At 40.0% G+C, this 13,862-nt stretch carries 17 protein-coding genes; 2 read left to right on the top strand and 15 right to left on the bottom strand.

Going from position 1 to position 13,862, the window contains the following annotated elements:
* Window positions 1-100: 100 nt before the first annotated feature.
* Window positions 101-850: an NAD-dependent protein deacylase gene (locus HRI96_RS11610; protein WP_210117500.1), complete on the top strand. Its 750-nt coding sequence runs from the start codon at window positions 101-103 to the stop codon at window positions 848-850.
* Between the two features lie 97 nt (window positions 851-947).
* On the opposite strand, the gene HRI96_RS11615 is transcribed toward HRI96_RS11610, so the two are convergent.
* Complete coding sequence (locus tag HRI96_RS11615) at window positions 948-1,886, bottom strand: ParB/RepB/Spo0J family partition protein (RefSeq protein ID WP_210117501.1); 939 nt, start codon at window positions 1,884-1,886, stop codon at window positions 948-950.
* A complete protein-coding gene (locus HRI96_RS11620) occupies window positions 1,879-2,634 on the bottom strand; it encodes a ParA family protein (RefSeq protein ID WP_210117502.1) in 756 nt (251 codons plus the stop codon). Before HRI96_RS11620 ends, HRI96_RS11615 begins: the two co-directional genes overlap by 8 nt.
* A gap of 57 nt (window positions 2,635-2,691) precedes the next feature.
* On the opposite strand from HRI96_RS11620, the gene HRI96_RS11625 reads away from it, so the two are divergent.
* A complete protein-coding gene (locus HRI96_RS11625; RefSeq protein ID WP_210117503.1) occupies window positions 2,692-3,948 on the top strand; it encodes a class I SAM-dependent methyltransferase in 1,257 nt (418 codons plus the stop codon).
* Here HRI96_RS11625 and HRI96_RS11630 read toward each other — a convergent pair.
* From HRI96_RS11630 to dnaN, 13 genes are all read right to left on the bottom strand, one after another.
* Window positions 3,934-4,767 carry a Cof-type HAD-IIB family hydrolase gene (locus HRI96_RS11630; RefSeq protein ID WP_210117504.1) on the bottom strand — a complete coding sequence of 278 codons (834 nt, stop codon included), beginning with the start codon at window positions 4,765-4,767 and terminating at the stop codon, window positions 3,934-3,936. The two genes, HRI96_RS11625 and HRI96_RS11630, sit on opposite strands and share 15 nt — an antisense overlap.
* Window positions 4,768-4,776: 9 nt before the next feature.
* On the bottom strand, window positions 4,777-5,094 hold the full coding sequence (locus HRI96_RS11635) for a hypothetical protein (protein WP_210117505.1): 318 nt from the start codon (window positions 5,092-5,094) through the stop codon (window positions 4,777-4,779).
* The gene (locus HRI96_RS11640) at window positions 5,091-5,567 is read right to left on the bottom strand and encodes a hypothetical protein (RefSeq protein ID WP_210117506.1); all 477 of its coding nucleotides are present in this window, start codon (window positions 5,565-5,567) and stop codon (window positions 5,091-5,093) included. Before HRI96_RS11640 ends, HRI96_RS11635 begins: the two co-directional genes overlap by 4 nt.
* A gap of 5 nt (window positions 5,568-5,572) precedes the next feature.
* Window positions 5,573-6,553 carry a peptidylprolyl isomerase gene (locus HRI96_RS11645; RefSeq protein ID WP_430741164.1) on the bottom strand — a complete coding sequence of 327 codons (981 nt, stop codon included), beginning with the start codon at window positions 6,551-6,553 and terminating at the stop codon, window positions 5,573-5,575.
* A 78-nt stretch (window positions 6,554-6,631) separates the two neighbouring features.
* Window positions 6,632-7,441 (bottom strand): DUF6675 family protein, encoded by an 810-nt coding sequence (locus HRI96_RS11815; RefSeq protein ID WP_256729244.1) that lies wholly within the window; start codon window positions 7,439-7,441, stop codon window positions 6,632-6,634.
* A 1-nt stretch (window position 7,442) separates the two neighbouring features.
* Entirely contained in the window at window positions 7,443-8,132 is a 690-nt protein-coding gene (gene jag / locus HRI96_RS11660; protein WP_210117510.1) for an RNA-binding cell elongation regulator Jag/EloR, read from the bottom strand.
* A gap of 9 nt (window positions 8,133-8,141) precedes the next feature.
* Entirely contained in the window at window positions 8,142-9,962 is a 1,821-nt protein-coding gene (yidC, locus tag HRI96_RS11665; protein ID WP_210117511.1) for a membrane protein insertase YidC, read from the bottom strand.
* 23 nt (window positions 9,963-9,985) lie between these two features.
* On the bottom strand, window positions 9,986-10,207 hold the full coding sequence (gene yidD, locus HRI96_RS11670) for a membrane protein insertion efficiency factor YidD (protein WP_210117512.1): 222 nt from the start codon (window positions 10,205-10,207) through the stop codon (window positions 9,986-9,988).
* On the bottom strand, window positions 10,204-10,566 hold the full coding sequence (gene rnpA, locus HRI96_RS11675) for a ribonuclease P protein component (RefSeq protein ID WP_210117513.1): 363 nt from the start codon (window positions 10,564-10,566) through the stop codon (window positions 10,204-10,206). The genes yidD and rnpA overlap by 4 nt, the downstream gene beginning before the upstream one ends.
* A 16-nt stretch (window positions 10,567-10,582) precedes the next feature.
* Complete coding sequence (rpmH, locus tag HRI96_RS11680) at window positions 10,583-10,738, bottom strand: 50S ribosomal protein L34 (RefSeq protein WP_210117514.1); 156 nt, start codon at window positions 10,736-10,738, stop codon at window positions 10,583-10,585.
* A 71-nt stretch (window positions 10,739-10,809) separates the two neighbouring features.
* Window positions 10,810-11,355, bottom strand: a complete 546-nt coding sequence (locus HRI96_RS11685; protein ID WP_210117515.1) for a DciA family protein — start codon at window positions 11,353-11,355, stop codon at window positions 10,810-10,812.
* The gene (recF, locus tag HRI96_RS11690) at window positions 11,339-12,448 is read right to left on the bottom strand and encodes a DNA replication/repair protein RecF (protein ID WP_210117516.1); all 1,110 of its coding nucleotides are present in this window, start codon (window positions 12,446-12,448) and stop codon (window positions 11,339-11,341) included. Before recF ends, HRI96_RS11685 begins: the two co-directional genes overlap by 17 nt.
* Complete coding sequence (dnaN, locus tag HRI96_RS11695) at window positions 12,448-13,548, bottom strand: DNA polymerase III subunit beta (protein ID WP_210117517.1); 1,101 nt, start codon at window positions 13,546-13,548, stop codon at window positions 12,448-12,450. Before dnaN ends, recF begins: the two co-directional genes overlap by 1 nt.
* Window positions 13,549-13,862: the final 314 nt, after the last annotated feature.

The raw sequence follows: 13,862 nt of genomic DNA on the forward strand, positions 1-13,862 counted from the left end.
GTGTTTTTATAGCCCTCCGGACGTAAATTCCTCTCATTTCACCTCAGTTCAATTTCCTTTCCTCTAAAGCGATTTCCGTGTTATAATTTTAAAGCTGATTATGGAAAATGATTTTCAGGATCTTATTAAAAAACTTCAGGAATACATAGACGAAAGCGATAATATCGTGTTTTTCGGCGGTGCAGGCGTCTCTACTGAAAGCGGCATTCCCGATTTCAGGAGCCAAGACGGTCTTTATTATCAACAATGGAAATATCCGCCTGAAACTATCATAAGTCACAGTTTTTTTATGGAAAAGACCGCTGAATTTTACGAATTTTACCGCAAAAAACTTATAATAAAAGGCGTCGCTCCGAACGCGGCGCATCTGAAACTTGCCGAGCTTGAAAAAAAAGGAAAGTTAAAAGCCGTGATCACTCAAAACATCGACGGTTTACATCAGGCGGCGGGAAGCAAATGCGTTTTTGAATTGCACGGCAGCGTTATGAGGAATTTTTGCATGAACTGCGGAGCGCCTTACAGCGTCGACGTTATCTGCGACAGCGAAAATTCTCAGGACAAACTTCCTCACTGCACTAAATGCGGCGGCCTCATAAAGCCCGACGTTGTTTTATACGAAGAAGGTTTGGACAATAACGTTATCACAGGCGCCGTTGCGGCTATCTCAAAGGCCGATATGCTTATAATAGGCGGAACATCCCTTGTGGTGTATCCTGCCGCAGGGCTCATAGACTATTTTAGCGGGAATAAGCTCGTTCTCATAAATAAGTCGGAAACTTCAAGCGATTCAAGGGCGGATCTTGTTATCCGTTATCCGATAGGAAAAGTTCTGTCTTCAATTCGCGTTTAAGATTGGATTATGCGCAAAAAGCGCACTAATTGCACTCAGTCGAAAATTGAAATTTTCTCCTTCGTTCAATTTTAAGGAACGTCTGAAATCGTGCCGTTCAATTTAAACTTTCGGTAAAAAGCGAATACAGCCTGTCCAAATCGTCTTTGCTAAAATAATCTATCCGTATGGAACCGGCTTTAAGATCGCCCTTAATTACGACCTTTGTACCTAAGGCTTCTATGAATTTTTGTTCTATAGCCGACAGATCCGGATCTTTATGTTCTGTTTTTTCGGCTTTAAGAACCTTCTTTTTTAAACCGTTATATTCGGCGGCAAGCTGTTCCGCATCCCGCACCGAAAGAAAATTTCCTACTATTTTTCCGAATAAGATTCTTTGGTCCGAAGCGTTTTCCACCGAAAGCAGGGCTCTTGCGTGTCCGGCGGAGATTTGTCCGCTTATCAAAGACGACTGAATATCTTCCGGCAGTTTTAAAAGTCTCATGGAATTTGCAACCGTAGAACGGTTTTTGCCCACACGTCTTGCAACATCTTCTTGGCTTAAATCCCCTAATTCCATAAGTTTAAAATATGCTCTCGCTTCGTCTATAGGGTTCAGATCTTCTCTTTGAATGTTTTCGATGAGAGCAATTTCAAGTTTTTTTACTTCATTGAATTTTCCGAGCAAAACGGGAACTTTTTTTAATCCCGCAATGATGGAAGCTCTCGTGCGCCGCTCCCCGGCTATTATATAAAAGGTTCCGTCGTTCGCATCTTCTATGAGAATCGGCTGCAAAACGCCGTTTTCACGTATGGAATCCGACAATTCCTGAAGGTCTTCTTTTACAAATTCTCGGCGGGGTTGATGGGGATTAGGCTTTAATAAGGCCGGATCTATCCAAAGAGTTCCGTTTTTATCGGCCGTAACGCCTTTGGGCAAATCCAAACGCTCTTTAAACTCCGCTCTCCCGGCTTCGGTACCCGTTTTTGTCTCGGGAATGTCGCCGGAAGACATGAGAGCGTCGATCCCTCGTCCCAAACCTTTTTTCTTAGCCACGGCGCATCACCTCTTTGGCAAGACTTTCATAGCTTTTGGCTCCGGCACACAAAGCGTCATATTCGCATATCGGAAGTCCGTGAGAAGGTGCCTCTGAAAGGCGGACGTTTCTCGGAATGATCGTATTAAAAACAATGTCTTTAAAATACGATTTTACCTGCATAACCACGTCCTGTGCCAAGCGGGTGCGGGAATCATACATGGTAAAAAAAATTCCGCCTATGACTAGACCTGGATTTATGCTTTTTTGAACTTTTTTAACCGTTTGGAGCAAAAGCGTTATTCCCTCAAGCGCAAAATATTCACACTGCATGGGAACAAGCACTTTATCGGCCGCAGCCAAGCCGTTTAAAGTTAAAATTCCCAAGGACGGAGGGCAGTCGATAAAAATGTAATCGTATTTATCTTTTATGGACGCCAGTGCATTTTTCAAAAAAAATTCTCTGTTTTCCTGATCCACAAGCTCGATAGCCGCGCCCGAAAGATCTATAGAAGCACCTATGGCATCAAGGTTTTTTACCGATGTGTGTCGAATAATTTTTTCAGCCGGCACCGATCCGGACAATAATTCGTAAACGGTAGGTTTTTCTTTGGGCAAACCTATACCGCTGGACATATTTCCTTGAGAATCAAAATCAATCAATAAAACGGTCTTTCCGGAAAGCGCCACATATGCCCCTATGTTTATGGCCGAAGTCGTCTTTCCTACTCCACCTTTTTGATTTACAAAAACAAAACATTGTCCCATGCAAACGACTATATCATTTTTAAAGAATTTAGTATACAGTGTAAATTTGAGAAGCATATGATCTTATCCGTTTCTTTTTCCAAACCGAACCCGAAACAAAAAACAGCCTGCCAGGAAAATCCGTCCGGAATACCGCAAAATTGTCTGAGAATAAAGGTCCGTCCCGTTCATAAAAACGCTAAAATAAATTATTTTGCGGAATTTTTTACCAAAACGCAGGTTTTTCACAAAACTTTTTCTGAAAAAGAACTTCTTGCTTTTATAGACGACAATGCGGGAAAAACGTTTTTACAATGTGTGTATCGTACGGAAACGGAAGAAATCACCGTTTTAGGAAATAAAAGCGGCCATGTTTCAAGGCTCTCAAAAAAAACATCCGACAAACCTTTATTGCAGGACTTTAAAAAAAAGAAAAATTATCTTATCTGCGAAGGTGAACCCGTACCGTTTTTGGTTATGCTCGGCATAATGACTCCTTCGGGAAAAATCATATCCTCAAAGCACGACAAATTCCGGCAGATAAACCGTTTTTTGGAATTTATAGACGATATTATCGACGACGTTCTTTCCCTGATCCGAAAAGAAGAAACGGATAAAGCGGCCTTATCTTCGCTTTCCGGAAATACGCGCCCCTTACGCATTGCGGACTTCGGGTGCGGCAAGTCTTATCTGACGTTCGCCGTCTATCACTATTTAACTCAAATAAAAAAGATCGACGCAAAAATCGTAGGGCTGGATTTAAAAGAAGACGTAATAGAATACTGCTCGGCGCTTTCAAAACAATGCGGCTATAAAGATCTTTCCTTTGAAGTGGGAAATATTGCCGATCATAAATCCTCATTTTCTCCCGACATCATGATCACCTTGCACGCATGCGATACGGCTACGGACTACGCTTTACTTTACGCCGTAGAAAACCGCGTCAAGGCAATTTTAAGCGTCCCCTGCTGCCAGCATGAAATAAATTCCCAGCTTGAAAGCCGGTTTAAAAGTCAAAAATCGGATATTTCAGATGAAAAAGATATTTTTGCGTCCGTTTTAAAGCACGGAATATTAAAAGACCGTTTTTCCGCAATAGTAACCGACGCTCTGCGTGCAGACTTTCTTGAAAGCTCCGGCTATAAGGTGCAAGTTTTGGAATTCATAGATTCACAGCATACGCCTAAAAACCTGTTGATACGCGCCGTAAAAAAAAGCCGCTGTGATAAAAAAAATTCCCAAGCGTCCCGAGCGGCTGAAAAAAGAAGCTCTGCTCTCATAAAAGCCCTCGGCATAAAACCTGCGATATTTCCAAACTCTTTAAAGGACGTATGATTCCAAAAAATCCGCAACTCCGTCTTCGTTGTTGGTCTTCCGTGTTACAAAGGCGGCAAGGTCTTTAATATATTCCAGGCCGTTCAACATGGCCACCGACATCGGCGCTTTTCGGATCATTGTTTCGTCGTTCATGCTGTCGCCGAACGCCATAAGATTTTTTTGCGGGATATTCAACCTTTGTATGAGCCACAAGAGCGCTTCGCCTTTTCCGCATTCGGGCGGCATAATTTCAAGAAAGTACGGTTTGCTTGTAAATATGACGGCTTTTTTGCCGAGCAGCTCTTTTAATCTGCTTTGAACTTCCGGTAAAATTTCAGGCGGACCTGAAACCATCATTTTTGCAGAACCTTTTTGCAAAACTTTTTCAAATTCGGGAATAATTTTCATGGGAAGCTTGCAAAGCGATGCGTCCCGCCTTGTCCACTCGTTGTCGACGGGCGTAACCACGGTAGAATCTTCGTAGACATTCGGAGTCAGATTGTATTTTTTTACCTCGTCATATACCGATAATAAAATTTCACCGCTTACCTTTCGCGAATAAATGCCGCTGTTCTTATGCACATCGTATACTACGGCGCCGTTCAGGCACACTACATAACGCCCCTCTTCCGTACCGCTTAGATCAAGCTGTTTTGCATACCGTAAAACGGAATTTTCCACCCTGCCGGAACATAAAACAATATAGATTCCTTTTTCCGCCGCCTTTTTTAAACAGTTTTTCGTCCGCTGTGTTATGAGCAGGTCTTCGGTTAAGAGAGTGTCGTCAAGATCAAGAGCTATGAGTTTGGGCTCAAGTTTTTCTGCGGGAATTTTCATAATAAAATCTTATTTTATGCCGGTTTTAAAAATATTTATCAAAATAAAAAATGCCGCCGTCAATACGATCATATAAATTAAAGCGATAAAATATTTTACTTCGGGTATTATAACGAATAAAAAGCCGCATATCACAGTCAAGGTGCCGACAAAAATCGAAAAACGTCCCGCCGATATTCCTAAAAATCGTCTGGAAGCCTTTTTGTCCGGATCCGTTATATTTTCACAGATACTCTTAAGATATCTTTCCGAAAGGAAATAAAATCCTGCAGCTAAAAAAACTGATCCGCCGGCAAAAAAAACAATACAAATTATCAAATTTTTCATACGTCAACGGTTTTCACAGCCGCTATTTTTTCCAACACGACGTCCGCCTTGTGCTGCGTAGAAACATGCACCGTCATCTTGTTTCCTTGTTTGTCGTAAAATTCCATATCGATCTTTCCGAATCCCGTATAAAACAAAAAATCATACCATTTTTTAGGCGGTTTTTTAAATTCAAGCGAATCCAGCTCGGTGATATTCAAAAGCTGCTCCTGAACCCTTTTTCCGCCGAAAGTTCGTCTTAATATGATATTTACGGAAGATTCATACGGAACTACATAAAAATAAATGTTTTTCGAGCAAAAAACCAAAAGTCCCCACAGCTGTCCGGAAGCATTTTTCTTTAAATTTAGAGCTTCAAAAACACATTGTTCCGCTTCCAAACTTACGAATTCCAAAGAAACTACAATATCTTTTACCTTGTCCGAAAAATCTTTGTAAAATTGTTCTATATCTCTTTGCTGCCCAGCTTCCATATTTTTCAGTTCTTTATCAGTTCAAGATCGAAAGCCAAATATGCGTTTTCGGGAATTACGCCCGGATATCCGCGCTCACCGTAGGCAAGGCCGGGCGGAATTACGATCGTTCGGCTTTCGCCGAGTTTCATGTCCTGTACCATAAGATCAAAACCCGGAATCATCTGTCCGGCGGCGGTTTTAAAAGAAAGCGGCTCTCTTCCCTTCGACTGATCGAAAACCTTTCCCGAAATCAAATAACCTTTATAATCCACCAAAACGTTTTTTCCTTTTCCGGTTTTATTTCCGCTTCCTTCCTTGGCGATCTTGTAATAAATTCCGTTAGGATCTTTTTCGTAACCGGGAAATTTTTTTTCTATAACTTTTATCTGTTCGGCGAATGCGGCCTCTTTTTTTCTGGCGGCGGCAGTCTGTGCTTTTTCCGCCAAATCGTCAAAATCTTTTTGCCCGGCCGTCATTTTTTTTGCTTCATCGCCTTGGCGTATTATATTTACTTTTAAAATTTTATCGTTTTGTTGAATCCTGTTTACAACGTCCTGTCCTTCAAGAACCCGGCCGAAAATCGTATGTTTTCCGTTAAGCCAAGGCGTTTCCACATGTGTGATAAAAAACTGGCTTCCGTTCGTACCGGCGCCGGCATTCGCCATTGCCAAAATTCCCGGTCCCGTGAATTTCAATTCGTCGTCGATTTCATCGGCAAATTTATAACCCGGACCTCCAGTGCCGGTTCCAAGCGGGTCGCCGCCTTGAATCATAAAATCGGGAATCACTCTGTGAAATTTAAGTCCGTCGTAAAACGGTTTTCCCTTCGATGCGTTTAAAGTCCCTTCCGCAAGGCCCACAAAATTAGTAACCGTCAAAGGAGCTTTTTTATAATTCAATTCAAGAACTATGTCCCCTTTGGATGTTTCCATAATTGCAAAAATACCGTTTTTTCCTTCTATAGCTTTCATGCTCTTCTCCGTAGGTTTTGTATAAGAATTCATAACAACCGCACAAAACAAAATTAACGCCGATAATATTTTTTTATTTTTTATTCCGCTTTTCATATAGACCTCAAAAAATCAAAATTGTTCCGTAAACCATTTGTAAATCGCGTCGAGCCGGGCATTTAAAGACTTATTCATTCTTTTTTCAAGAACCGACCACCTCAAAATCCGCGCCTGTATAACCATGTATACCAAAAAACTTTCTCCGCAGTCGGTAACAACCACGTTTATATTCATGTTGCCCTTTTTTACAGCCCGAATGAACGTGTATTTCAGCGGATCCAGATTCTGAAACGTTACGGATACTTCGCTTTCGCTTTGATTATATGTTAAAGAATATTTGCTGCCGCCGAAAGCGTGTTCGTTCTGAAAACAGTAAAGTTTTAATCCGTCTGCGGAACCTTCAAGCATATCGGGAATCGGCGTATCGGAATCGGGCCCTTCGATCATATAAGATTCCGAATACAAAACGTCCCACTCCTGACGGCTGTTTGAAAAATACATCATTCCCTTCATTTTAGAGATGGAACGGACTATCCTTGAAACTTCGTCTATCGACACGTCGGGATCAGGTTTTTCGCTTTTTGCTATCAGATCCGATTTTTTTACCAAATATAAGGACTCGGAAATAAACGAAGGATCTTCGTCTTTTTCATTTCCGTGAAAGACCGCCGCTCTTTTTGCAATCGGCGTGTCGGGAATAAGGGTTAACTGTTTTTCGTCCTTTTCAAGAGTGTGTTTAACCGCTCCCTTTTCTTTCAATTCTTTTATGAGCTTTATATCTAAAATATCCTCTATAAGATAAGTCTGAGCATAAAGCATAGGCATAAAAAAAATAACCGAAAAAGAAAGCAGCAAAAACGTCTTTTTCTTCGGTTTGAACATGTTATCGCACTCCCTTATACAAAACTCTTACCTGCTTGTATAAACCTTCACCTTCGCTTTTAGTTTCAATATCCGGAATATCGTTCAAAGTTGTATGAATAAGGCGGCGTTCAAAAGGATTCATAGGTTCGAGCAAAATCGAACTGTGCATAGAGCGCACCTTATCGGCCGTTACATACGCCATTCGCACAAGCAGCTCTTCCCGCCTTATGCGATAATTTTCGGTATCAAGGATAACTCTGGTATCTTCATGTCCCAACCGTCCCGCGTACACATTTGCAAGCAGCTGCAGGGCGTCAAGGTTTTTACCTTTACGGCCTATCAAAATCGAAGAATTATCGGATTCGAGTTTTATTCCTATTTTCCGCTCTTCGCGGAACATGACGTTCACTTTTACCTTATACCCCATTTTTTCGGTCAAAGTTTCAATAAATTCCGTCAGTTTTTTTTCAAACCCTTCCTGGGGAACCGGATCCGCAAACGTTTTTTTTGCGGGTATTTTTCCGTCAAATTCCGGCGCAACTTCGGGGCTGTCCGTATGCACTCTTATCTTTACAAATCCTTTTTTAAAGATGGAACTCTTTTGCGTTTCAAGAATTTCCACGTCGAATTGCTCTCTGGCAAGGCCAAGCTCGTTAGCCGCCATCTCTATGGCTTCTTTTTCGGTTTTCGCTTCGTATTCGTAGATCATAAATATCCTCTATCGTTTATTTTTAGGAAATTGTTTTATGTTGGAAGACCTTCCGCTTACGGCCGTCTTTCCGTTCGCCGCAAGCGCGGCTTTTTTCTTGTTCATGATACCGTTAATCACAAGCTGTTGAATGAGCTGTACAAAATTGGAAACCGTCCAGTAAAGCAAAAGGCCTGACGGCGCATTGTAAAAAATAAAGAAGAAAAACAATGGCATTCCGTACATCATTATCTTCATCTGCGCTGCGGACGAACCCGTCATAGTTCCGCCGTTCTGAGTGATTTTTCCGAACAAAAGCTGAGAAACCACGTAAATTATGGGCAAAAGCCTAAGTTCGTTTCCGATAAACGGTATCGTAAATTTAAACGTATAAATACTGTCACCGACGGAAAGATCGGGTATCCAGCCGGGAATGAACATGGCTCCGCGGAATTCAAAATAATTGTTGAAAAGGTTGAACATCGCAAATAAAATCACGAACATAAAAACCATGGGCAAACATCCGGAAACGGGATTATATCCGGCGGCCTTGTATACCTTTGCCGTTTCAGCCTGTAATTTTTGCGGATTATCCTTGTATTTCGCCTGTATGGCCTGCAATTCCGGCTGCAATTCCTGCATTTTAAGTGTTCCCATAGAGCTTTTTTTAGTGAGCGGGAACATTATCATCTTAAGGAAAATCGTAAGTATTATGATGGAAGCGCCCCAGTTCGGAACAACCTTGTATATCATTTCCATCATCCATTTTAAAGCCGTTTCAAGCCATGAAAGAAATCCGTTTGACTGCAGACTCTCGCCTAAGTTTTGTCCTTTAAGATTCCAAGCGTTGTTTTCAGGTGAATTGTACCTGTGCAGATCCTTTTCATTCCTGGGTCCGAAATACAGATAATAAGTATCGTTGATTTTTCCGCCGTTAAACGCGTCGCGCACTAACAAAGCCTGCGCGTTGGCATAATCGTTTATCTCCATCAAAGACGAATAATAAGCGCTTTTTACGATCGATTTGTTTTCCGGAATGATCAGTCCTACAAAGTATTTTCCGCCTATTCCTACCCAAGACATGTTTCCCTTATCGTATTCTTTGAATTGCTTGTCCGAAAGAACGATTCTTTTCGATTTATCGCCGTTATATGCGATAAATTGGCGCGATTCATACCTGTCGGTTTTTCTGTTAAAGTGCGGCCCAAGCTGCGGAGAAGTGCGGATCGTATAAGAAGCTCCGCCGAAATTCAGCCCGTTCGAACCTGTGTCGCCGTCTACCGTTACGTCGAGCTTAAAAGCGTATTCTCCGTTTTTAAACGTATAGGTTTTTGCTATCGTAAAAACATTGTCGGTATTATCGGAGTTTTTAATGTTAAAAGTCTTAAAAAAACCTATAGTGTTGTCATCTATCCTTTTTGAAAAAAATATGTCGTTTATTATAGGATTGGAAGCGGAACCGAAAGCCAAAGCGCACATTCTGTTCGTATTGGAAACGTTGTCCGAAAGTTCAACTCCCTTGCCCGTGTCTCTGTCAAGGTGATCCAGCAGTTCATAGCTTACTATATCGCCGCCGCGGTTTGTAAAAACGACTCTTACCTTGTCCGTCGTTATGGTAAAATTCTCTTCCGTAAGAATTTCATCCGACTTTTCAGGTTCCGAAACAACCGCCGCCTGAACGGAAGGTTTTACCGCTTCGTTTACCTGTTCCGGCGCGGCAGTCTGAACGCTTCCGGCGTTGGAAGTGTTTTCCGGCGCATTTTTTGCAGGAAAAAACGTAGTCTGAAAAAACATAAATCCGACTAAAACAAGGGTGGAAAGCACTATAGCCAAAATCGTATTTTTTTCCATAAAATCAAACTCCAAACAAATTTTTAAGGAACAGGATCATAACCGCCGCTGCAAAAAGGGTTACACCTAACAATGCGTTTAAAAGACAAATATATTCCCTTTATCGAACCGTGTTTTTTTATCGCTTCTATAGCGTAATTCGAACAGGTAGGATAAAACCTGCAGCATCTGGGAAATAACGGAGAAATGCAGACTTGATATATTCGGATAAGCAAACAGAAAAATTTGATAAAAAAATTCTTCATTTTTTTAATAATCCTGCTTTATCACATAATGAACTAAATTGAACATACCGCATGCCGAACGAATCGTTTCCCGGATATACAAGCAACAACAGATCGTATCCTGCGTTAAGATATGTTTTAAAAGACCTGTAAACTTCACGGCTGTATCGTTTTGATCTATTTCGTTTTACGGCCGAACCGTAATGTCGGGAAAGAGTAAATGCAATTCTGTTTATTTTAAGACTGTTAGGCAAAAAAAATAACTTTGCGCCCGAAACGCTTACTCTTTCCCCGTTTTTAAACAGATTCCTAATTTCATCGGAACTTTTTATTCTTTCACTTCTATAAAATCGTCCCGGCAAAAGCAAGTCTGCTTCCATCCCTAATTTGTCAAAATCAGTAAGGTTTTTTTTCGTCCGAAATCGTTAATTTTGCACGACCCTTTGCACGTCTGCGGGCAAGAACAAGTCTGCCTCCGCGGGTCGCCATTCTTGCACGAAAACCGAATTTTCTATTGCGTTTAACTTTGCTTGGTTGATATGTCCGTAACATGGTGAACGCGTCTCCTTATTTAAAGAACCTGTGAGGCTCCAATGTTCAATGCAGTGTTAAAAAATATAACATTAATCGTCTCTTTTGGTCAACATAGTCTTTTTTATTCTATTGAACGATTCTATGATTTCCAAGGGAATTTCTTTATTTTCGTTTATCTTTTTGTCTTTATATACGTCTTTTAAAACCTTTTCTTCCCTTTCAAATTCTTTTTCTATTCGCATTTTTTCTTCATATTCTTTTTTATTTTCCTTCTCGGATAAGACGGCCGCGCTGCCTTTAAGCCTGAAAGATAAGGCTCTTATATCCAATTGGGGAACCTGCTGCTTTAACCCTTTTAAAATATATCTTTCATACATTCGGAATAACTGAATGTATGCAGGGTGATCCGTTTCTACCAATAAAATTCCGTTTTTTATTTCCACCAAAGAGCTGTGGGAATATAATTTTTCACCCAAATTTTCTTGCGAATTTCCTTTTTTTACGGATTTCGTTATCGTTTTCCACGCTTCAGTAACGTCTTCTTTTTCTTTGTACTTCTCTTTATCGATAGAGGAAAACACGTCCATTATCATATCGCCGCAATTTATAACCTGCCCTTTAAAATTGCCGTTCACTTAATTCTCCGTTTTTCACAAAATAAACTTTAGTGCCGCTTCTCATATATCTTTCGTACGGTTCCCCAGGCAAAAACGTGCAAAACATTTGATCGTATTCCGGCAAAGACGATGTAACCTTCTTTCTTTTTTCGGGATCCAGTTCAAGCATAACGTCGTCCATGAGCAGGACGGGCTTTTTTCCCGTAACCTTAGTGTAAAACACCGCTTGCGCTATCCTTAATATCAGAGCTATCAATCTTCTTTGTCCCGTAGAAGCGGAAGGAATAAACGGTTTTTTATCTTTTGTAAAATAAATTTTATCGCGGTGGGGTCCGTAAAGGGTAGTCTCCGCCATTTTATCATTGTCTTCTTTCGTCTTTAAAAGATAAAGTATCTCATCTTTTAGAGGAAAACGCTTTATTTCGCCTTCTTTCAATTCTTTCCACGAAGGCTCGTAAAAGATGGAAATTCCTTCTATGCCTGCTATGTCTTCATATAGTTTTCCGAAAATTTGATTGAATTGGAAAATCATATCCTTTCTTTTTTTTTGCATCATTAAGCCGTTTTCCACAAGCTGTTCGTTGTAGACTGGCAGCATTTCATATTCGTGACTTTTTAAAATGGAATTTCTGCTTTTTAAAATTTTTTTATATTTTCTCAGCAAGTCCAAATAAAGAATATCGTACATCGACAAGGACTGATCTATAAAAAATCTTCTTCGCTCAGGTTCTCCCGTCGCAAAAGCAAGGTCGTCGTGACAAAACAGCACGCACGGAATCGTGTTTATAAGTTCTTTTCTGTCCTGTATCTTTTTTCCGTTTTTTTCTATTTTCTTTTTACCGTTTTCAAAAATCACGCTTATAGTCTGCGTGGTATCGGTTTCTGTGCGAAAAAAAGATTTTATGCTGAAATTTTCTTCTCCTTCTTTTACGATCTCATGTTCGTTATTCGTTCTGAAAGAATTTCCATAAGAAGAAAAATACAAGGCTTCAAGAAGATTGCTTTTTCCCTGTCCGTTTTCGCCTACAAAATAAACTTCTTTTGAAAAAAGATCGGTCGTCTTGTTGTTCAAATTCCTGAAGTTATAAAGCGAAATATTCAAAAAAGGCATTATTCAAAATTCATCGGCATGATTATATGAAAATAATCTGCCGCGGGATCGGATCTTAAAGTTATGGCTTTCATAACTTCGGTAAATTCAAATACAACCTTGTCGGTTTTGATCACTTTTAAAGGATCGCCTATATAGCGGTAATTCAAAGCCAACGTTATTTCGTTACCCGCATATTCGCATGGAATTTCTTCGTCGGCCGTACCTATATCCGATTCGGGAGATATGAGTTTTAGAACTCCGGGGCTTATTTTAAACAAAAGTCTGCATATCTTTTTGTCAATCATGAGAGCCGTTCGTTTTAAAGCTTCTTCCAAATCGTTTTTGTATACTTTAAAGTGGAACGATTGCTTTTCCGGAATTACGCGCTGATAATTCGGAAATTGCCCGTCCAAAAGCAGCGAAGAAAATTCGTAATTTCCGAACTTTATGAAAATCATCTTGTCGATAACGGAAACGAGTATGCTGCCTTCGTCCGACGCATTTTTTAAAACACAGTTGAGAATTTTTACAGGTACGATTGAAGAAGGAAAATCAGGCACGGGATTCGTTACGTCCTTTTCTATATAGGAAAGTCTTCTTCCGTCGGTCGCCACCATAACAAGGTTTTCTTCTTTTTTCGTAAAAAAGACACCCGTCATAAAGTATCTGTTGCCGTCTTCTGAAACCGAAAAGATAGTTTGAGAAATCATCTCTTTAAAATCCTTTGCAGAAACTTCAAAGAACGTTTCTTCGGTAGTCGCAATTTCAGGGAATTTATCGCCGGCTATGCTTTTAAGCTGGAATTTTATCTTTTTGGAAACAGGCCGTATCGTAACCTTTATATCTTCCTGCTCAAATTCTATTTCTCCCTGCGGCAAAGAAGCCAGTATACTCATAAATTTGTCGCAATATATAGTGGTGGATCCTTCTTCTTCAACGTTTACAGGAATATGCGTTATAAAATTTACCGAAGTGTCGGAAGCCTTTACCGTAAGAGTGTTTTTTCCCGCTTCCAACAGAATATTTGAAAGAATGGATATTGGACTTTTGTTCGTTATTATTTCTTGAGCAATTGCAATTTCTTTTATCATCGAATCTCTGTCAAAAGAAAATTTCATTTTTTTCTCCTATAAATTTTAAACTTGCGCTCGGTCGAAAATCGAAATTTTCGATCAAATGTAAGCAGTGCGTTTTTTTGCGCACAATTTAGATTTGTCATCAGGCATTATATATTATTATATTTTTAAATTTAATAGTAATAATAATAAGACCTGTTATTATGTGTAAAAGTGCCCTATCCGTATATGTTTTAATAAAATAAAACTTGGATAAGTTTGTTCCTTCTATCAACAGTTTATGCACTTATCAACATTTTTAATACATATCAATAAGGTATCAACATAATATTATCACATTATACACAATTTTGTAT

Origin of the sequence: Treponema parvum (assembly GCF_017893945.1) — a bacterium.
GTDB classification, from domain to species: Bacteria; Spirochaetota; Spirochaetia; order Treponematales; family Treponemataceae; genus Treponema_D; species Treponema_D parvum_A.